Consider the following 18,824-nt stretch of genomic DNA (forward strand, 5'->3'; position numbering starts at 1 on the left):
GGGATCGAATTGACAGAGCCTCTGCTTAGGGTGGAAAATCTGAAAACCTATTTCTATACAGAAGACGGTGTGGTGAAGGCGGTCGATGGTGTTTCTTTTGAGGTCAGAGAGGGAGAAACCCTGGGCATCGTTGGGGAATCCGGAAGTGGAAAAAGTGTGACATCGCTCTCAATAATGAGACTCCTGGATCAGAACGGAAAGATAGTTGATGGAAAGATCATCTTCAAAGGAAGGAATCTTCTCGAACTTTCAGAGAGCGAAATGAGGAAGATCAGAGGAAAAGAGATCGCCATGATATTTCAAGAACCCATGGTGGCTTTGAACCCTGTTTTCACGATAGGGGATCAGATAATGGAGGCAATAATTCTTCACCAGAACGTCTCTGAAAAAGAAGCGAGAAAAATGGCTATAGATCTTCTCAGAAAAGTGGGAATTCCCGAACCTGAAAAGAGAGTGGATGAGTACCCCCACCAGCTCTCCGGTGGGATGAGACAGAGGGCTATGATAGCCATGGCACTCTCCTGCAGACCGAGTCTTCTCATAGCGGACGAACCCACCACCGCTCTCGACGTGACCATACAGGCTCAGATCCTGGAGCTCATGAAGGAACTCCAGAAAGAATACGGAATGGCAATCATTCTGATCACCCACGATATGGGCGTCGTTGCGGAAATGTCCGATAAAGTTGCTGTCATGTACGCGGGAAAGGTGGTCGAGTACGGAGACGTGAAAACCATCTTCACCGAACCCAAGCACCCCTACACCTATGCTCTTCTCGAATCCATTCCCAGAATAGACGTAGAACAGGAGAGACTGAAGAGCATTCCGGGAAACGTACCCGACCCGCTCAACTTCCCTCCGGGATGTAAATTCCATCCCAGATGTGAATTCTTCGAAAAAGGAAAATGCGACGTTGAAGAACCTGAACTGGAAGACCTGGATGGCAATCACAAGGTGAGGTGTTTCTTCTGGCAAAAACTCGATGAAATGAGACATGCAAAAAGCGAGGTGTGAAACGTGAGCAGGGAAATCCTTAGAGTTGAAAATCTGGTGAAACATTTTCCCATAAGGGCTGGTGTTTTTAAGAGAATTGTTGGATGGGTGAAGGCCGTCGATGGTGTCAGCTTCAGCATAAACGAGGGAGAAACCTTCGGCCTCGTTGGAGAGTCGGGTTGTGGAAAAACCACGATTGGAATGACCCTGCTCAGACTGTACGAGCCAACATCGGGACGCATCATCGTGGACAACGAAGACACGACCTACTACTTCATGCCGCGTTCCAAGGCAAAAAAATACATAAAGCGCACCTATCTGAGCAGGTTCGTCAACATGAAGGAGTCAGATGTGGAAAAACTGGAAGGTGTCGACAGAGAGTACGCCCGTATTTTCTTTGAGGAGGCAAAGGGTTCTCCAAAGAAGTTCATGTCCATTCTTCTCGATGATCTACCGGAGAAAAGGAAAAAATTTCGAAGAGAGATGCAGATAGTGTTCCAGGATCCATACAGTTCCCTGAACCCGAGGTTGAGAGTGAAGAGCATAGTGGGTGAAGGCATCGTCACACACAGGATCGCAAGGGGGGAAGAAGTAGAGAAACGAATCAAAGAAATCTTGGAGGATGTGGGTATTCCTTCGGCTTACGTGTACAGGTTTCCACATGAATTCTCCGGTGGTCAGCGCCAGAGAATCGGAATCGCACGTGCCCTGGCTTTGGAACCCAAACTCGTCGTGGCGGACGAGGCCGTCGCTGCTCTGGACGTCTCGATAAGAAGTCAGATCATAAACCTCATGGAAGATCTTCAGAGGGAACACAAACTCACGTACATTTTCATTTCGCACGATCTGGCTGTTGTAAAGCACATAAGCGATAGAATAGGTGTGATGTATCTTGGAAAGATGGTGGAACTTGCTCCTAAAAAAGACTTGTTCGAAAAACCGCTCCACCCTTACACTGTAGCTCTCATGTCTGCGATACCGGTACCTGATCCAACAAAGAAGAGGGAAAGAATCATTCTCAAAGGAGATGTTCCGAGCCCTATAAATCCGCCGTCTGGCTGTAGATTCCACACAAGATGTCCCATAGCGAAAGAGATTTGCTCCAAGGAAGAACCGGCTTTTCGAGAGGTTGAAGAGGGACACTTCGTCGCCTGTCACTTCCCGGGTGAGCTGAGGTGAGAAGGTACTGGCTGGTAATTTTGTTGATCGCCATCGTCATTCTGTTTTTTAGAGTGAAGTGGGAAGTGAAGAGAATACACGTTGAAGATCCAGAGATCAAAAAAATGGTTGAGGAAATTCTTCGGGAAAAACGTTACAGATACAAGTTCACCGACACCAGAGAGAGAGCTCTGATAATAGAAAAGGACAGAGCTATCGTACCGCCAAACGAAGTAGTTCTCCACCTGGACTGGCCGGAGAAAGTGAAAGAGAAGGTGAAAGAACTGGTTGAACCGTTCTTTCAAAAGATAGAGCTTTCCGCCACAGAATCACAGATGGCTACAGCAGAGGTGTTTTTGGAAGCTGTGATCGAAAGTTTCTTTGAAGGAAATCAGTCTCTGTTTGAGAATTCTTACTACTGCGGGGAGATCTACGTGTTTTCAAACGGAAAATGTGTGGCGGAGTACGATCCGTCAACTGGAGAACTCGTTTTTCTCGATAAATAGGAGGTGAACGGTTTGGCAACGCTTCTGGAAGTGAAAAACCTCAGCACGTGGTTTTACATGGAAGAAGGTGTAGTCAAAGCCGTGAACGATGTGAACTTCTCGCTGAATTCCAACGAAGTTCTCGGAATTGTCGGTGAGACTGGTTCCGGCAAGAGTGTGACAGTGAAATCCATAATGCGCCTCATAAAGCCTCCCGGAAAAATAGTGAGCGGTGAGATCATATACAAAGGTCAGGATATACTGAAGATACCCGAAAAAGAAATGCACAGGATTCGAGGAAAAGAGATCGCAATGATCTTTCAGGATCCGATGATGTCTCTTAATCCGCTTTACACGATAGGAGACCAGCTCATGGAAACGATCAAATACCATCTTGGCTATGACAAGAGAAGGGCCTATTTGAGAGCGGTGGAAATGCTGGAACTCGTTGGAATACCGGAACCCGACAAGAGAATGAACAACTATCCTTTCGAGTTCTCCGGAGGAATGAGACAAAGAGTGGTTATAGCCATTGCCTTGTCCTGCAATCCCAGTGTGCTCATAGCGGATGAGCCCACCACCGCCCTCGATGTGACCATACAGGCTCAGATCTTAGAGCTCATGAAAGAACTCCAGAAGGAATTCAAAACGGGACTCATCTTCATAACACACGATCTCGGTGTGATCGCTTCCATGGCAGACAGGATCATGGTGATGTACGGAGGAAGACAGGTCGAGATAGGAACAGCTGATCAAATCTTCTACTCACCCAGACATCCTTACACGAAGATGCTTCTGAGAAGTGTGCCGAGAGTGGATAAAAGACTTGAAAAACTCGAATCCATACCGGGACAGCCTCCGAGGATGGTCGATATACCACCGGTGTGTCCCTTCTTGCCTCGCTGTCCAAGAAGAGTGGAGAGGTGCTTGAAAGAATTACCAGAGCTTTCCGAGATAGAAGAAAACCACTACGTCAGATGTTTCAATCCGGTTGAGGAGGAAGTGAGTCTTGAAAGAAATTCTTGATTTTCAGAAAAACGAGATCACTGAATACCACGTGTATCGAAAGCTATCGAAGAGAACGAACAAGAAAAACGCTGAGATCCTCCTTGCAATAGCGGAAGATGAGAAAAGTCACTACGAAAAACTGAAGAACATCACCGGGAAGGATGTTAAGCCTTCCTACATCAAGATGTTCTGGTACTCGCTGCTTTCCGTTCTTTTTGGTTTGACTTTCACTCTCAAACTCATGGAAAACAACGAGAAAAAAGCGGAAAGAGCCTATGAAAGACTGGAGAAAGAGTATCCAGAAGTAGTCCATATTCTCAAAGACGAAGAAAAGCATGAAGAAGAGCTTCTGAACATGCTCGACGAGGAACGTCTCAATTACGTGAGTTCCATGGTTCTCGGATTGAACGATGCTCTCGTGGAACTGACGGGGGCACTCGCTGGTCTCACGTTCGCCTTTCAAAACACCAAGATAGTCGGATTGTCCGGCTTGATAACCGGTATCGCTGCAGCCTTCTCCATGGCAGCTTCCGAGTATCTTTCGCAGAGAGCGGAAGAAGGATCAGGTGAATCCAAACCCTTAAAAGCCGCCATCTACACAGGTATCGCTTACATCGTAACGGTCGCCGTGCTGGTGGCTCCATACCTCATACTCAAAAACCCATTCTTATCACTTGTCCTTACTTTGACGGGAGCCGTTCTCATAGTTCTTCTTTTCACCTTTTTTGTCTCGGTGGTTAAAGAGAAGGATTTCGCGAAATACTTTCTTGAAATGTTCCTTTTGAGTTTCGGTGTGGCAGGATTTTCTTTCCTCGTCGGTATACTCGCGAGAAAGATCTTTGGAATCGAAATCTGAGGAGTGCTCGCCATGATATGGAACGACACCGTTTTTTGCGTCGTAGACACAGAAACCACGGGAACCGATCCCCTTGCCGGAGACCGGATAGTTGAAATAGCCGCTGTTCCTGTCTTCAAGGGGAAGATCTACAGGAACAAAGCGTTTCACTCTCTCGTGAATCCCAGAATAAGAATCCCTGCGCTGATTCAAAAAGTCCACGGTATCAGCAACATGGACATTGAGGAAGCACCTGATATGGATGCGGTTTACAATCTCTTCAGAGACTACGTGAAAGGAACGGTGCTCGTGTTTCACAACGCCAACTTCGACCTCACTTTTCTGGATATGATGGCAAAAGAAACGGGAAATTTTCCAATAACGAATCCCTACATTGACACACTCGATCTTTCAGAAGAGATCTTTGGAAGACCCCATTCTCTCAAATGGCTCTGCGAAAGACTTGGGATAAAAACCACGATACGGCACCGTGCACTTCCAGATGCCCTGGTGACCGCAAGAGTTTTTGTGAAGCTTGTTGAATTTCTTGGTGAAAACAGAGTCAACGAATTCATCCGTGGAAAACGGGGGTAATAAAATGGTTAAGAACTACGTTCTCGACACGAACGTCTTGATTCACGATCCAGATTCCATCTTCTCCTTCGAAGACAACAACGTGATCATTCCTCTTCCCGTTCTTGAAGAGCTCGACAAGCTGAAAAGAGAACACGGAAGTGTGGGAAAGAACGCCCGAGAGGTGATTCGACACCTCGATGAACTCAGAAAGAAAGGAAATCTCAGAAAAGGAATCCCGCTGGAGAACGGCGGAATTCTCCGCGTCATGGTTTTGGAAAGAGAAGTGGAGAACGTTCCAAGATTCCTTCACGAACGCTACGTGGACAACATCATTCTCGCGTACGTGATAGAGCTCATGAACAGAGAAAAGATCCCCACCATTCTCGTCAGCAAGGATATAAATCTTCGGGTGAAAGCGGACTCTCTTGGTATTCCCGCCCAGGACTATCTGACCGATCGATCCGAGCTGGAGACGATGCCTAAGGGGTATGTCGAAATCGACGACGAAGAACTCAAAAAACAGTTAAAAGTGAAAGGAGTTGTGGAAAAGAAACTCGACCTTCTCGACAATTTCTACATAGATCTGGGTGGAGTGTACGGGAAATATCGCAAAGGAAAAGTTCTGAGAGTGGAACCTTTCGAGACTATGGGCATTTCTCCGCGGAACAGAGAACAGATCTTTTCCATGGATGCCCTTCTGGATGACGAAATACCTCTGGTCTTCCTTGTTGGAATCGCAGGAACCGGAAAGACGCTTCTCGCTCTCGCTTGCGGTCTCTACAAAGTCCTCGTTGAAAAACGCTACAAAAAACTGATAGTGACTCGTCCTACGGTTCCCATGGGACGCGATATCGGGTATCTCCCCGGAGAACTTGAAAAGAAAATGAAACCGTGGCTCCAACCGATAATGGACAATCTTGAACTCATATCTTCTCTTTCCGGTTTGAAAATCAAGGAACTCGAGAAACAGGAAATACTGGAAGTGGAAGCGATATCTTTCATCAGGGGAAGATCCATACCAAAGCAGTTCATCATCATAGACGAAGCACAGAACCTCACTCCACACGAGGTAAAAACGATCCTCACACGTGTGGGAGAAGACACCAAGATAGTTCTCGTTGGAGATCCGTACCAGATCGACACCCCGTATCTGGACAAAGACACGAACGGACTGGTTTACGCAGCCTTGAAACTTCTGGAATCGGATCTTTCCGCGGTGATAAAGCTGGAGAAGGGAGAAAGGTCAAGACTCGCCACCATCGCTGCTGAGCTTCTGTGAGACCTCTTTCAATATTTCATCCAGCATGGTGCTTTCAACAAACGAAGGGGAAAGCTGATACAGATAGCTTTTCCCCTTTCTTTTCTTTCTGACAATTCCCATTCTCTGAAGCGAGGAGAGAACAGCGGATGAGTCTTTCCCCCTGAACGCGTCTATTTCGCTCTTTGGAATCGGTCCTGAGAGGAGAAGCAGTGCCACCACTTCCATCTGCGCATCGGTGAGATTTTTGTACTTCCTTCCGGACAGCTTAGAAACGAAATCAGCGTACTCAGGTTTGGTGAAAAAACGATACCTTCCATTCACCTCTCTCAGAACAACTCCGTGTGCTTCGTCTTCGTATTCCTTTTTCAATTCTTCGAGAACTCTTTTTATCTCTTCAGGATCTTTTTCGAGTATTTTGATAAGCCTTTCCAGAGTGATACCATTTGAAGCAAATATGAGTGCCTCAATAGCGGCCTTGAGCTGCATTTGTGTACCTCCTGATCCTGCTTTCTCCCACGAGAATCAATTTCCCTATCTTCACAAGCTCGAGGATAGCAAGAAGTCTGACTATCAGTTCGTAGACATTCTCCGCTCTGGAAAGCAATCGCAGGATCTCGATCTCACCATCTATTTCATCAAGTATTCTCTCCATCATCTCTTCAACAGAAAGAGTTTCGCTCCTCACCTTGTGTACAGCTTCACGTAGTGATTCTTCTTTCCATATCCTCTCGAGCGTTTTCCTGAACCTTTCCAGGCCTTCTATTCTTTCAAAGAAGACACTTCTCACCCTGATTTGTTTTCTCTTCAGAAGATTCGTTTCATTTCTGATTCTCTGGATAATTTCCTTCACCTTGGAGTATTCCTCAATTCTTCTGTAGAGTTCTTCTTTCTTTCTGTCTACCTCTTCTTTTTCTTCTTCTCTCACTCTCGGAATGAGCATTTTCGACTTGAGCTCCATCAGAGTGGAGGCCATTTCCAGAAAATCGGAGGTGACCTTCATATCCAACTTTTTCATCTGCTCGAGGTATTCTACGAACTCGTCTGCGAGCTGTGCGATGGGTATTTCTCTGATATCTACCTTTTTCTTTCTCACAAGATAGAGCAGAAGATCGAGAGGTCCCTCGAAAACGGGAAGTTTGAAGACAAGTTCCATTCTTTCACCTCAGAACATCAAGTTCATGGCCTTTCTCACTTCCTCCATCGTTTTAGAGGCTACTTCTCTGGCCTTCTTCGTCCCTTCCATTATAACGTCTTCTACGTAATGTGGATCTTCGTCTATATTTTTGAAATTTTCCCAGATCGGTGCCAATTTTCGTTTCATATTCTTCAACAGCAACTTCTTACAATCAACACAACCGATGCTGGCCGTTGTACAGCCTTCCCATACCCATTTGCTCTCTTCTTCACTGATATCGAACGCCTGGTGGTATTTCCATACGGGGCAGTTCTCCGGATTTCCAGGGTCGCTCCTTCTCACTCTTGCCGGGTCGGTCATCATTCTCAGTATAGTCTGTTCCAGTTCTTTTTCCGTGATTTCAAGGTTTATTATGTTCCCATAGCTTTTGCTCATCTTTCGGCCGTCCGTTCCTGGAAGCTTTGGAACTCGAGACAGAATTGCTTCTGGTTCTGGAAAGACTTCATCGTAGAGATAGTTAAAACGCCTGGCGATCTCCCTCGTGAGTTCTATGTGGTAAACCTGATCTTCACCGACTGGTACTCCTTCAGCTTTGTAGATCAAAATATCGGCTGCCTGAAGAACGGGATAGATGAGAAAACCAGCCGTGGAAAGATCTTTGTAGTTCAGCTCACTTTTTATCTCTTTGTAAGTGGGAACCCTCTCGAGACGTGAAACAGAAACGATCATGCTGAAAAGCAGTGCAAGCTCAGCGTGCTCTTTGACACCAGACTGAACAAAAATCACGGACTTTTCAGGATCTATTCCACAGGCGAGAAATCCCCTCACCAGGTCGCGGGTGTATTCTTTGAGCTTCGAAACATCGTCGTAGTGGGTGGTCAAAGCGTGCCAATCCGCGACAAAGTAGAAACATTCGTTTCCTTCTTCCTGAAGCTTCACCCAGTTTTCCAGAGCTCCCACGAGATGACCTATATGGAGTTTTCCGGTAGGTCTCATGCCGCTCAGTATTCTCAACTTTTATCCCTCCATGTTCTGTGATAATATTAATTGAGAATATCAAGAATGAGGAGAGTGAAAAGGTTGAGCTCAAGAACCATCTACATCTTGCTGATCATCATGGTTGTTTTCATGCTCGTCGAATTTCTCTTTTTCTTTCTGGGAGGAAGAGCTCCCTTTGAAATAGTATACTACAGGAGCACCATGGAATACGATTATTCCGGGAACGCCACGTTCACCACCAGTGCGAAGCTTTATTTTAAAGATGAGAAGAAAAAAGAAGAGTACAAGATCAATTATGCTTCTGCATCTAAGGAGGAGTTGAATAAATACTTTTCTCAGATCAGCAAAGAAGTTGGAAGAGAAATAGTTCCACTGGATTACAACGTGAGAGTTGAAGACACAGGAGGTATGCTCGAAGTCACAGAAACAACGCTCCTGAGGGGAGCTGCACAGGTGAAGGGTGATGTCTTGGACACCAGCATGGGAAGTCTCACAATGAACGTAGCGGGTGAAACGGAGATCGTCGTGAAATTACCTGAAGACGCAGCTGTGATATCGGTCACACCAACCCCATCTGAACGTGAGAACAACACTCTGATCTGGCGTCCAGATTCATCCATGGTGTTTCCAAAAGTTATCTTTAAAAGGGTGAATGAAAATGAAGGAATTCCTGGATCTTCTCAATGAATCCAGATTGACCGTCACTCTCACGGGAGCCGGTATCAGTACCCCAAGCGGCATACCAGATTTCAGAGGACCGAATGGGATATACAAAAAGTATTCCCAGAATGTCTTCGACATTGATTTCTTCTACTCTCACCCTGAGGAATTCTACCAATTCGCCAAGGAAGGTATTTTCCCTATGTTAGAAGCAAAACCGAACCTTGCACACGTGCTGCTCGCAAAACTGGAAGAAAAGGGCCTGATAGAGGCTGTGATCACACAGAACATAGACAGACTTCACCAGAGAGCGGGCAGTAAAAAAGTGATAGAGCTACACGGAAACGTTGAGGAGTATTACTGTGTGAGGTGTGAGAAAAAATACACCGTCGAAGATGTTATAGAGAAACTCGAATCATTGGATGTTCCACGCTGTGATGACTGCAACGGTTTGATCAGGCCGAACATCGTGTTCTTTGGGGAAAATCTGCCGCAAGACGCCCTCAGGGAAGCGATCGAACTTTCATCCAAGGCCAGTTTGATGATCGTCCTGGGATCTTCGCTCGTTGTGTATCCCGCTGCCGAGCTTCCCCTCATAACTGTCAGGAGCGGTGGAAAGCTCGTTATCGTGAATTTGGGAGAAACTCCTTTCGATGATATCGCAACTTTGAAGTACAACATGGACGTTGTCGAGTTCGCCAGAAGAGTGATGGAAGAAGGAGGTATCTCATGAATCTCGTAGACTATCTGGTGGTGCTTTCCACGGTGGGAACGGTGGTCTTTTCGTGGACGTATCTTCTCCTTGGGAGGAACGGTAACTCAAAAGAGCCGAATCAGGAGGATGTAGAAGAGAGGATCATGGAACTCATGGGAAAGTTCCGCTACCTGTCGGCCAACAGACTCGAACTCCTCGAAAAGAAGACACAAGAGTTAAGAAAACTCATATCCGAAGCCAACACCGTGATGTCAAGGCTGATGGTCAAGATGTCCGAAATAGAAAGAGAAAGGATCTTCTCCTCTGAAGATGAAGGGGAAAAATCTGAAAAGATGGAAAAACCAATTATCCCTGTTATTCAAGAGCAGGATGAAACGAAAGCGGAAGAAAAAGAAGAGGAACTGGAAACCGCTTTAGAAAGAAGAATCGTCTCGATGTACGACAGGGGATTTTCAGAAGTGGATATCGCCAAAAAACTGGGTATCACGGTTGGAGAAGTCAGACTGATACTCCAACTGTTCAAGAGGAACGCCGGTTGAGAAAGAGAAAACGGTACTTTCCGGCGGAATCCTTCAGGAAAACAGCGTCGGAAACGATCTTTTTCAACTCCTCCACCTGGTCTTCTCCTATCTCCATCAGCACAATCTTTCCACTCGTGTTGTACCTGCCGAAAAATTCTCTGTAAAAGTCGAGGCCGTCCTCTCCTCCAAAAAGCGCCTCTGCAGGTTCGAAAAGAACATCTTTTGGCAGATGAGCACTTGATTTCACGTATGGAGGATTCGAAAGGATCATCTCGATCGATGCGAACTTTTCTTTGAACGGTTCAAGAAACTCACCTTTTCTCACAAAGAATCTGTCGGAAACACCGTGCCTCTCCGCGTTTTTTCTGGCGACTTCAACAGCTTTGGAAGAAACGTCCGTCGCGAAAACAACCACATCGGAGAATTTCGCTACACTCACTCCAATGGCACCGCTTCCTGTTCCTATGTCTGCGACTGCTTTTATTCCGTACTTTCTTATCAGCTCGAGGGCGAGTTCGACCAGTTCCTCCGTCTCCGGTCTTGGAACGAATACACCTTCTTCCACGAGTAAAGAAAGACCCATGAACTCTTTCTCACCGAGAATGTAGTGCAGGGGATATCCACTTGCTCTTTTCTCCACGAGTTTCAGAATCCTTTTTTCCTCAGTTGGAGAAACTACCAAGTCTTTCAAAAAGAGATCTTCCTTGCGGATCCCAAGTACCCGGGAAACGATGAGTAACACCTCAAGAACAGGAGTTTCGGTCACTCCCTCGAGTTTTCCAGAGCAGTCTTTTATCAAACTCCAAATTTTTCTCTCAGCTCCGGAGACATTCTTTCTGGTGTCCATGGTGGGTCGAATGTGAGCTCCACCTCCACGTTGTTGACTCCCTCGATCCTCTTTATCGCCTCTTCAGCGTCGGAAAGAATCATTCCGGCAAGAGGACACATGGGTGTGGTCATTGTCATGAGGACTTTCACGTTGTTCTGATCGTCTATCTGGATGTCGTACACCAGACCCAGACTCACCACATCCAGACCGAGTTCAAAATCGATCACGTTTTTCAGGGCGTTCAGAACATCTTCTTTAGTCACCTTTTTCGACATCGGCATCCCTCCCGGTTCTATTATACTATGTTATAATTCAAATTAGAAGAGCCGAATTGAGGGGGTGAAAAAATGCCGAAAGTAACGGTTTCCATAAAGGTGATTCCCGCCGTGGAAGATGGAAGACTCCACGAGGTGATCGACAGAGCGATCGAAAAGATCTCTTCGTGGGGCATGAAATACGAAGTGGGTCCTTCCAACACCACCGTGGAAGGTGAATTCGAAGAGATCATGGATCGTGTGAAAGAGCTCGTCAGATACCTTGAACAGTTCGCGAAACGATTCGTTCTTCAGCTGGACATCGATTACAAAGTCGGAGGTATCACGATTGAAGAGAAGGTATCGAAGTACCGCTAAATGGCTGTTTTTTATAGCTCTGATTTTCGTGTGGGAGTTCTCGAAAGTCCCACAGTATCTTCTTCCCAAACCTTCTTCCATAGTTCTCGAGGGACTTTCGCAGTGGAAAATCTTGATGGATCACAGTCTCTACACGATCCTTGAGGCTTTTTCTGGCCTGGTTATAGGCCTCGTGTTGGGAATGGGGCTTGCGGTCCTGATGGATCTGTTCCAGACGGTGAAAGAGGTAATGTACCCGATCCTCATCATCTCACAGGCGATACCCATCGTTGCTGTGGCACCGCTCGTCATCATCTGGTTCGGTCTGGGCGTGGGCACGAAAATAGGCATAGTAGCGTTCGTCACACTCTTTCCGGTTGCGCTCAACACTCTCGAAGGATTCAGAACGATCGATCAGGACGCTCTGGATCTTTTCAAAGTGATGAAGGCAACGAAGATCCAGATCTACAGGTACCTTGTACTACCGCACACGTTACCTTACGTTCTCTCTGGGCTCAAGATATCCGCCACATACGCTGTGGTTTCCGCTGTGATAGGAGAATGGCTTGGAGCAGAAAAAGGCCTGGGCATATACATGATAAGGGCAATGAACACCTTCAGAGCTGACAGGCTCTTTCTCTCTGTGATAGTTGTGGTTGTGCTCAGCGTTGCCGTCTTCAAGATAGCTGATATTCTCTCCAGAAAACTCACACCTTGGTTCGAGGAAAGGAGGCTGGTAAAATGAAAAGACTGACCTTCATTGCGATGTTTTTGATCTCTGTCCTTGCACTTTTCGCTGAAGAGGTAACGGTCGTACTGGACTGGTATCCCAACACGAACCACACGGGGCTCTACGTAGCCAAGGACCTTGGATACTACAGAGAAGAAGGGTTGGATGTGAAGATCGTTCAACCGTCTCGGTTGACAGCGGAACAGCTTGTAGCGAGTGGAAAAGCGGAATTTGGCGTGAGTTATCAGGAAGCGGTCACCCTCTCCAGAGGAGAAGGGATGCCCATCGTCTCCATAGCTGCCATCATCCAGCACAACACATCGGGTTTCGCTTGGCTGAAGGATGAAGGAATCAAAAGTGTGAAAGACTGGGAGGGTAAGAGATACGGAAGCTGGGGTTCTCCTATAGAGAAGGCGACCATAGAATACATCATGAGAAAATACGGTGCAGATCCTTCAAAGGTGATTTTTGTGAACGTGGGACAGATGGATTTCTTTGCGGGAACGCTGAACAATGTGTTCGATTTTGCCTGGATCTTCTACGGATGGGACGGTGTTGCCAGCAAGGTGAAAGGGATAGAGATAGAGTTCCTCCCGCTGAAGGATATAGACGAAGTCTTTGACTACTACACGCCGGTTCTGATAACGAGCGAATCTCTCATAAAGCAAAATCCAGATCTCGTAAGAAGATTTTTGAGAGCCACGGCCAAGGGATACGAGTACGCAATACAGCACCCTGTGGAGGCAGCCAAAATACTCCTCAAATACGCTCCGGAACTGGATGAAAAGATCGTTGTAGAATCTCAAAAGTACCTCGCAGGTCAGTACAAAGCGGACGCGGAAAAATGGGGCTACCAGAAAGAAGAAGTCTGGAGGAGATACGCGGAATGGCTTCACTCTATGGGATTCCTGAAAGAGACGATAGACGTGACGAAGGCGTTCACAAACGAGTTCCTACCGTGATAAAGGTATCCCACCTCACGGTTTGCTACGGAGAACTCAAAGCGGTGGAGGATCTCTCCTTGGAGGTTCAAAGGGGAGAGATCCTCTCCCTTGTGGGACCATCCGGATGTGGAAAGACCACCGTTGTGAAGGCTATTCTGGGATTGATTCCCTACGAGGGAAAGATAGAGATCTTCACATCTCGTCTCGGATACTGTCCTCAAAAGGATGTGCTGTTCGACTGGATGACCGCCTATGAGAACGCCGTGCTCCCACTCGTTCTCAGAAAAGAACTGCCGCCATCAAACATAAAAGAATTGTTTGAACGATTCGGTCTTTCTGGCTTTGAAGAGAAAAGGCCGTACCAGCTGAGTGGCGGTATGAGGCAGAGACTGTCTCTTCTGAGGGCCGTTCTATCGGGCGAGGAGCTCCTCGTACTCGATGAACCTTTTTCTTCGGTAGATGCTTACACTCGAAAGAAACTCCAGATATGGCTTTCTGAGATCGTACACAGGATGAAAAGTACGGTCGTACTCATCACTCACGACGTGGAGGAAGCGGTCTTCCTTTCAGACAGAATATTGATCCTCTCCGATCGCCCCGCAAGGATTTTGAAGGAAATACGCGTGCCGTTTCCAAAGCCGAGAACCATAAAAACTTTTTCCGATCCTCGTTTCTCAGAAATAGAAGAAGAGGTGCTGGAGACTCTCATGAATCAACCCTGATATTTTCAGGGAGAGTCTCTTCAGTTTCCTCCAGGGTGTTCTCCGTGTTCAGCAGACCGTTCAGGTAGTTTCTCAATCTTCTGACCTGGAACATGAACGCCTCCAGCTTGCTCTGTACCGTTGGTGTGAACGGATTCCCATCGGACTCTATGTGTATCACGGGAAGGTCTCCGAACTCGTCCAGTACTTTTCTCAAAACCCCTGTGGTCTTCTCTTTTTGTTCTTTCAAGCCTTTTTTCACAACCGCTTCCGCTATCCTGCTCGGCATGCAACCAAAGGGTCCTATTGAGATGATACCATCGTAGTGGTTTACGATCTCATGCAGGACGGTTCCTATGGTGAGGATCGCTTCTCCGGTGAGCTTTGGATTCAGGTAGTCTTTCGCCGCGTCAACAATGGATTCTACATCCACCATATGAGACCTGTAAAAGCCGCTTTTTTCCAAGATTTTTTTCACTCTTCTCTCTACGTACCTTTTCACGAGGATCTCGATTCGCTTCTTCAGCCTGTCCACGCGGGTGGAATTCGGAGAGATCAACCTGTTGAGGTACAGATAATCCGTGTAATAGATCCACTCGTGGACCGGCGATATGTGCATGATGATCCTGTTCTTCTCCATCAAATTTTCGAGGTGCTTTCTGGAGAACTCGTCTCTTCTCACATAGATTTCTCCTGTAAGCAGCACCTTCGGCGCCTTTTCGTAATCCACGATCCTCTCAACACCCGAAAGTATCTCTGAGACTTCATCGAGTGTTTTGAAGAAGTCCCTAAGAGAATCGTTCGCAAGACTGTTCAATATCTTTTCCCTGCATCCTTCCAGGACTTTTCTTGCTTCCTCCTTGTCCCTCGCCAGCGTCATCACGGCGCGTTCCACGTCGAAGAACACATCAGAAACGACAATAGCCAACCATGCCCTGATTCTGAAAGCAATTCCAAGCCCCGCATAGGCATTTTCGGAATTCAACCCGAAGAGCGTCACATTTCTCACGTTGTTCCTATCGAGCCACAGGTTCATGAAGACACTGTACTGCCCGAATCGGCATGGTCCCATCGTCTCCGGCATGAAATAAAGTATGATCTCGTCATCGGATGCTTTCTCTCTGATGTACTTTATGAGGCTTCCAAGAGTGAGTTGAAGAGGAAGACACTCCTTCGAAAGAGAGTTTCCCCTTCCGAGTTTGAACTCCTCGACATCCGGTGGAGGACACACGTCGGACCTGACACCGTAATACCTGAAAGCTGCAGAAAGACACTGAGACCCGAACTGACCCATCGACGGGAAAACAACTTTCACCCTTTCATCATTGAGTCGCAGTCTCCCTCCGTCCGGAGTGATCACATAGAGGGTGTTTTTTTCCAAAATCGTTTGGGGTCTTTTCGCACTTTTTCTTTTTTCGTTCTTTCTCTGCAATCTGAGATAACTCTTAACAATGTCTACGAAGGCTTCGATTCTCGTTTCTATGCCTGCGTCCGCTGTGTGACTGTCGAGCTCCAGAACGAGCGACGGTTTCTTCGCCATTATGTCTCTGAAGTAAGAGATGATGAAAGAGTCAGGACCACAGCTGAAGTTGGTGATGTAAACCCCAAAGAGTTTTGGATGCTTTTCGACGAATCGTGACGCTTTGAGAATCATCTCTCCCCACGACCAGTACATGTTTCTGTAGCCCTTTTCATCCTCGAAGGGTATGGAATCGAAGTTGATGATGGGAATTCCGCGGGTGGCGAATTTTTCGGGGATTCCCATGTTCGCATCGGAAGAGAAGGCGTTGTAAGATCTTCCAAAGAGAACCACACCGAATTCCGACTCGTCAAGAATTTTCAGAAATTCATTCCACTGTTTCTTTATGAGACTAAACCTTTCGTTGAAAGCCTTCCAGGCCTTTTCAAAGGCTCGTTCCCCTTCCTCGCGTGATCTTCCAAGCCTTTCAGCCACTCTGAGAAATTCTTCCTTTTCATCACCGCGCGAGAAATCGAAATAGCCCGTCACGAGCTTTTCTTCCATTTCAGGAAACGCAGATGTGAGCCAGTCAACTTCACTCTGAACAAAGGGACAGAAGACGTTGTAGTTCTCTGAATTTTCCACTTTGATTCCTCTCAACCTTGGAACGAATATCAGATCCGGATTCTTCGAGATCAGATCGTACATGTAGCCGTGGGAGAGTTCCACCGGGAAGCAGAATTCGGAGTTCATCATCTCCCAGCCGCGTCTGTCGGACTTTTCGGGAACCACAACGTCGAAACCGAGTTCTGTAAGGAAGGTGTAGAAAAGCGGGAAAAGGTTGTTCATCGCCAAAGATCTGCTCAAACCGATGGTCTTTGCTCCCTTCACTTCTCTCTCGAGGTGGAAAATGTATTTCTCCCTGTTTTTGACGAAGTTGTACTTTGTGCTGTCTATGTTGGCGTGTCTCAGCACGTTCTCGTACTTGTTGCAGGCACCACCGAACGGGAACCGCTTTCCATCGATCTCTATGATCCTGATCTCACACTTTCTATCGCATTTTTCTTTCCCACCGGGACAGATGAACGTTCCTCTGTATCTGACTTCTCTGGAGATCAATTCCTTCAGTTTGAACTCTTTCTTTTCCAGAAAACCGAGTTCAAGATTCTCTTTGGTGAGCAGAGCCACTCCGTAAGCGCCCATCAAACCCGGGTGCGGGGGAACAACTATGTTCTTTCCAACGAGAGCAGCCATGGCAACAGGCACCGCTTTGTTGTAGCAAACTCCGCCCTGCATGAAGATCTTCTTTCCTACAGGTCTGCTTCCTTTCACCCTGTTCAGGTAGTTCATACACACGGAGTACACAAGCCCGGCGCATATGTCTTCTTTAGAGATCCCTTCGTTCACCGCCGTCTTGACGTCGCTTCCTATGAAGGCCGCGCACTGATCGCTGAAGTTCGGAGGATTTTCGCCTTTCAGAGCGAGATCTCCGATCTCGGTGTAGTGGACTCCAAGGGACTCTCCCGCTGCCTCTTCGAGGAAAGATCCCGTCCCGGCCGAACAGGCTTCGTTCATCGCGTAATCCGCCGGAACCCCGTTCACCAGATAGGTGTACTTGGCATCTTGACCTCCTATCTCGAAGATCGTGTCCACCTCTGGATCGAAATGAGCGGCCGCTTTCGCGTGCGCCATTATCTCGTTGTACACGGCGTCGGTCTGAGAATACAGCCCAACGATCTTCCTCCCTGATCCCGTCACACCGAGTCCGATTATCTTCACTTTCGTCCCGTTGAGCTGCTCCAATATAGAGGAGTAGCACTGCCTTGCCGCTCTTATGGGATCTCCCAGAGTTCGAAGGTACACTCCCGCCAGGATGGCTTCATCATCGTATCTCATCAGCACCGCTTTCGTTGTGGTGGATCCAACGTCTATTCCCAGCACACACACATCCCCATCTCTTGCCTGCTGGAACGGCATTTCTTTGAACTCGACCATGTGCAGGTACTTTTTGAGAGGCTCGTGAGTGGGAAAACTGGTAATTTCTTCTTTTTTGATCGTGAAGGTCTTTTTCGATACCACTCCGTTCAGCTTTCCCCACAGGTAAGCCCCGTAGGCTTCGAAGAACAGCGCTTCTTCCGGAACGATCACTTCCAGAACTCTTTCCAGGTGCTTCAACATGAGCCTGTTTCTCGTCGTTCCACCGACAAGGAGGATCTTCTTAACTCCTGCCTTGTGAGCCAGTTCCACTATCTTGTCGGCCATCACCTTTCCAAGACCGTTCAGAACGAGTTCCTTTGGAACCCCTTTGTTCAGCGCGTGGGTGCAATCACTCTTGCAGAAAACGGTACACCTCGAGGAGAGTTCATAGTACTCTTCCGTCTCGACACTGTTGGCTTCCTCAAGAGATATTCCCATCCTCTGAAGCTGCTGAAGGAAGAATTCTCCCGTTCCCGAGGCGCACTTGCTACCCGTGTATATGCCGGTTATGATTCCCTTATCGTTCACTCTGTAGAGAATGGTGTTCTCCCCACCGGCACTGACAACGGCTTCGACCTTTCCGTATTTTTTCATGAGATGCCTGTAGGCGATTTCCGTTGCCTCCGCTTCGGATATCTGAGGCAGATCTATTATTTCTCTTGTCTTTCGACCTGTGATGACCACGGGCCCTTCATCGAGAAAAGCGGGGATCATCATGGAAAGCAGAGCGAGGGGATCTCCGTTGTGAGGAAGATTTCCTTTCTCCCTTTCACTGTAGAATGAAACACTCGAGGAACCGATGCACACTCCGGTCATTTCACATCACCTCTTTGTTGAATATTTTAACACCTAACGTTCGCAGTCTCAACTCACCTCTTGAAATCCTCTCCACTCTGTGATATCATTTGTACCGGCGACCCGGTAGCTCAGCAGGCAGAGCACCTGACTTTTAATCAGGGGGTCGTGGGTTCGAATCCCACCCGGGTCACCAGCGGTGCGAGAGTGGCGGAACTGGCAGACGCGCTGGACTTAGAATCCAGTGGGCTGAAGCCCGTGTGGGTTCAAGTCCCACCTCTCGCACCAGGATAGAGCAGGCGGGTGTAGCTCAGTGGTAGAGCACCAGCTTGCCAAGCTGGGGGTCGCGGGTTCGAATCCCGTCGCCCGCTCCAGACAAGAAAGAAGGGGAAATCTCCCCTTCTTCTTTTTCTTTACGTCGTGGAGGTAGAA

The 18,824-nt window shown here is 47.4% G+C and carries 20 protein-coding genes and 3 tRNA genes; 17 read left to right on the plus strand and 6 right to left on the minus strand.

All coding sequences use genetic code 11. The features are described 5' to 3' along the window. The first annotated feature begins 9 nt into the window (after positions 1 to 9). The 7 genes from MC24_RS08935 to MC24_RS08965 are packed head-to-tail and all read left to right on the plus strand — an operon-like array spanning position 10 to position 6,334. Positions 10 to 1,014, plus strand: a complete 1,005-nt coding sequence (locus MC24_RS08935; RefSeq protein WP_008192165.1) for an ABC transporter ATP-binding protein — start codon at positions 10 to 12, stop codon at positions 1,012 to 1,014. 3 nt (positions 1,015 to 1,017) lie between these two features. Continuing rightward, on the plus strand, positions 1,018 to 2,172 hold the full coding sequence (locus MC24_RS08940) for an ABC transporter ATP-binding protein (protein ID WP_008192163.1): 1,155 nt from the start codon (positions 1,018 to 1,020) through the stop codon (positions 2,170 to 2,172). After that, positions 2,169 to 2,657, plus strand: a complete 489-nt coding sequence (locus MC24_RS08945) for a hypothetical protein (RefSeq protein ID WP_008192162.1) — start codon at positions 2,169 to 2,171, stop codon at positions 2,655 to 2,657. Before MC24_RS08940 ends, MC24_RS08945 begins: the two co-directional genes overlap by 4 nt. 12 nt (positions 2,658 to 2,669) lie before the next feature. After that, positions 2,670 to 3,662: an ABC transporter ATP-binding protein gene (locus MC24_RS08950; protein ID WP_038054702.1), complete on the plus strand. Its 993-nt coding sequence runs from the start codon at positions 2,670 to 2,672 to the stop codon at positions 3,660 to 3,662. Next, positions 3,646 to 4,500: a VIT1/CCC1 transporter family protein gene (locus tag MC24_RS08955; protein ID WP_038054704.1), complete on the plus strand. Its 855-nt coding sequence runs from the start codon at positions 3,646 to 3,648 to the stop codon at positions 4,498 to 4,500. The genes MC24_RS08950 and MC24_RS08955 overlap by 17 nt, the downstream gene beginning before the upstream one ends. 12 nt (positions 4,501 to 4,512) lie before the next feature. Beyond that, the gene (locus MC24_RS08960) at positions 4,513 to 5,073 is read left to right on the plus strand and encodes a 3'-5' exonuclease (protein WP_038054706.1); all 561 of its coding nucleotides are present in this window, start codon (positions 4,513 to 4,515) and stop codon (positions 5,071 to 5,073) included. A gap of 4 nt (positions 5,074 to 5,077) precedes the next feature. Beyond that, positions 5,078 to 6,334: a PhoH family protein gene (locus tag MC24_RS08965; protein WP_012310545.1), complete on the plus strand. Its 1,257-nt coding sequence runs from the start codon at positions 5,078 to 5,080 to the stop codon at positions 6,332 to 6,334. On the opposite strand, the gene scpB is transcribed toward MC24_RS08965, so the two are convergent. Genes scpB through trpS form a run of 3 tightly spaced genes read right to left on the minus strand, consistent with a single transcriptional unit; the run spans position 6,299 to position 8,465 of the window. Further along, entirely contained in the window at positions 6,299 to 6,802 is a 504-nt protein-coding gene (gene scpB, locus MC24_RS08970; protein WP_011943070.1) for an SMC-Scp complex subunit ScpB, read from the minus strand. The two genes, MC24_RS08965 and scpB, sit on opposite strands and share 36 nt — an antisense overlap. Then, entirely contained in the window at positions 6,780 to 7,469 is a 690-nt protein-coding gene (locus tag MC24_RS08975; RefSeq protein ID WP_011943071.1) for a segregation and condensation protein A, read from the minus strand. Before MC24_RS08975 ends, scpB begins: the two co-directional genes overlap by 23 nt. Positions 7,470 to 7,478: 9 nt before the next feature. Continuing rightward, a complete protein-coding gene (gene trpS, locus MC24_RS08980; protein WP_011943072.1) occupies positions 7,479 to 8,465 on the minus strand; it encodes a tryptophan--tRNA ligase in 987 nt (328 codons plus the stop codon). A 66-nt stretch (positions 8,466 to 8,531) separates the two neighbouring features. On the opposite strand from trpS, the gene MC24_RS08985 reads away from it, so the two are divergent. The 3 genes from MC24_RS08985 to MC24_RS08995 are packed head-to-tail and all read left to right on the plus strand — an operon-like array spanning position 8,532 to position 10,364. Beyond that, on the plus strand, positions 8,532 to 9,137 hold the full coding sequence (locus MC24_RS08985; RefSeq protein ID WP_004081475.1) for a DUF4897 domain-containing protein: 606 nt from the start codon (positions 8,532 to 8,534) through the stop codon (positions 9,135 to 9,137). Then, the gene (locus tag MC24_RS08990) at positions 9,109 to 9,843 is read left to right on the plus strand and encodes an NAD-dependent protein deacylase (protein ID WP_011943073.1); all 735 of its coding nucleotides are present in this window, start codon (positions 9,109 to 9,111) and stop codon (positions 9,841 to 9,843) included. Before MC24_RS08985 ends, MC24_RS08990 begins: the two co-directional genes overlap by 29 nt. Beyond that, positions 9,840 to 10,364 (plus strand): DUF6115 domain-containing protein, encoded by a 525-nt coding sequence (locus MC24_RS08995; RefSeq protein ID WP_011943074.1) that lies wholly within the window; start codon positions 9,840 to 9,842, stop codon positions 10,362 to 10,364. Before MC24_RS08990 ends, MC24_RS08995 begins: the two co-directional genes overlap by 4 nt. Here the strand turns inward: MC24_RS08995 and prmC are convergent. Further along, on the minus strand, positions 10,345 to 11,193 hold the full coding sequence (gene prmC, locus MC24_RS09000) for a peptide chain release factor N(5)-glutamine methyltransferase (RefSeq protein WP_012310546.1): 849 nt from the start codon (positions 11,191 to 11,193) through the stop codon (positions 10,345 to 10,347). The two genes, MC24_RS08995 and prmC, sit on opposite strands and share 20 nt — an antisense overlap. Then, on the minus strand, positions 11,142 to 11,450 hold the full coding sequence (locus MC24_RS09005) for a metal-sulfur cluster assembly factor (protein ID WP_011943076.1): 309 nt from the start codon (positions 11,448 to 11,450) through the stop codon (positions 11,142 to 11,144). Before MC24_RS09005 ends, prmC begins: the two co-directional genes overlap by 52 nt. A gap of 72 nt (positions 11,451 to 11,522) precedes the next feature. Here MC24_RS09005 and MC24_RS09010 point away from each other — a divergent pair, with 72 nt between their 5' ends. The 4 genes from MC24_RS09010 to MC24_RS09025 are packed head-to-tail and all read left to right on the plus strand — an operon-like array spanning position 11,523 to position 14,182. Further along, the gene (locus tag MC24_RS09010) at positions 11,523 to 11,807 is read left to right on the plus strand and encodes a thiamine-binding protein (protein WP_011943077.1); all 285 of its coding nucleotides are present in this window, start codon (positions 11,523 to 11,525) and stop codon (positions 11,805 to 11,807) included. Beyond that, positions 11,779 to 12,531 carry an ABC transporter permease gene (locus MC24_RS09015; protein WP_011943078.1) on the plus strand — a complete coding sequence of 251 codons (753 nt, stop codon included), beginning with the start codon at positions 11,779 to 11,781 and terminating at the stop codon, positions 12,529 to 12,531. Before MC24_RS09010 ends, MC24_RS09015 begins: the two co-directional genes overlap by 29 nt. Next, a complete protein-coding gene (locus MC24_RS09020; protein ID WP_011943079.1) occupies positions 12,528 to 13,478 on the plus strand; it encodes an ABC transporter substrate-binding protein in 951 nt (316 codons plus the stop codon). The genes MC24_RS09015 and MC24_RS09020 overlap by 4 nt, the downstream gene beginning before the upstream one ends. After that, positions 13,403 to 14,182 carry an ABC transporter ATP-binding protein gene (locus tag MC24_RS09025; protein WP_235231264.1) on the plus strand — a complete coding sequence of 260 codons (780 nt, stop codon included), beginning with the start codon at positions 13,403 to 13,405 and terminating at the stop codon, positions 14,180 to 14,182. The genes MC24_RS09020 and MC24_RS09025 overlap by 76 nt, the downstream gene beginning before the upstream one ends. On the opposite strand, the gene MC24_RS09030 is transcribed toward MC24_RS09025, so the two are convergent. Then, positions 14,166 to 18,413, minus strand: coding sequence for an acyl-CoA dehydratase activase (locus MC24_RS09030; RefSeq protein ID WP_038054708.1), 4,248 nt, complete (start codon positions 18,411 to 18,413; stop codon positions 14,166 to 14,168). The genes MC24_RS09025 and MC24_RS09030 overlap by 17 nt on opposite strands. Positions 18,414 to 18,512: 99 nt before the next feature. Here MC24_RS09030 and MC24_RS09035 point away from each other — a divergent pair. The 3 genes from MC24_RS09035 to MC24_RS09045 all read left to right on the plus strand — a co-directional run bounded on the left by MC24_RS09035 (position 18,513) and on the right by MC24_RS09045 (position 18,766). Beyond that, a tRNA-Lys gene (locus tag MC24_RS09035) sits at positions 18,513 to 18,588 on the plus strand. A 5-nt stretch (positions 18,589 to 18,593) separates the two neighbouring features. Further along, positions 18,594 to 18,680, plus strand: a tRNA-Leu gene (locus MC24_RS09040). Between the two features lie 11 nt (positions 18,681 to 18,691). Beyond that, a tRNA-Gly gene (locus MC24_RS09045) sits at positions 18,692 to 18,766 on the plus strand. Positions 18,767 to 18,824: the final 58 nt, after the last annotated feature.

The organism is Thermotoga sp. Mc24 (assembly GCF_000784835.1).
GTDB lineage: Bacteria > Thermotogota > Thermotogae > Thermotogales > Thermotogaceae > Thermotoga.

Coding starts and splice junctions, on each gene's coding strand:
- MC24_RS09025 (WP_235231264.1), top strand. CDS start 13,403: ATGGCTTCACTCTATGGGATTCCTGAAAGAGACGATAGACGTGACGAA.
- MC24_RS08975 (WP_011943071.1), bottom strand. CDS start 7,469: ATGGAACTTGTCTTCAAACTTCCCGTTTTCGAGGGACCTCTCGATCTT.
- MC24_RS08965 (WP_012310545.1), top strand. CDS start 5,078: ATGGTTAAGAACTACGTTCTCGACACGAACGTCTTGATTCACGATCCA.
- MC24_RS08960 (WP_038054706.1), top strand. CDS start 4,513: ATGATATGGAACGACACCGTTTTTTGCGTCGTAGACACAGAAACCACG.
- MC24_RS08990 (WP_011943073.1), top strand. CDS start 9,109: ATGAAGGAATTCCTGGATCTTCTCAATGAATCCAGATTGACCGTCACT.
- MC24_RS09030 (WP_038054708.1), bottom strand. CDS start 18,413: ATGACCGGAGTGTGCATCGGTTCCTCGAGTGTTTCATTCTACAGTGAA.
- MC24_RS09010 (WP_011943077.1), top strand. CDS start 11,523: ATGCCGAAAGTAACGGTTTCCATAAAGGTGATTCCCGCCGTGGAAGAT.
- prmC (WP_012310546.1), bottom strand. CDS start 11,193: ATGGACACCAGAAAGAATGTCTCCGGAGCTGAGAGAAAAATTTGGAGT.
- scpB (WP_011943070.1), bottom strand. CDS start 6,802: ATGCAGCTCAAGGCCGCTATTGAGGCACTCATATTTGCTTCAAATGGT.
- MC24_RS09020 (WP_011943079.1), top strand. CDS start 12,528: ATGAAAAGACTGACCTTCATTGCGATGTTTTTGATCTCTGTCCTTGCA.
- MC24_RS08995 (WP_011943074.1), top strand. CDS start 9,840: ATGAATCTCGTAGACTATCTGGTGGTGCTTTCCACGGTGGGAACGGTG.
- MC24_RS09005 (WP_011943076.1), bottom strand. CDS start 11,450: ATGTCGAAAAAGGTGACTAAAGAAGATGTTCTGAACGCCCTGAAAAAC.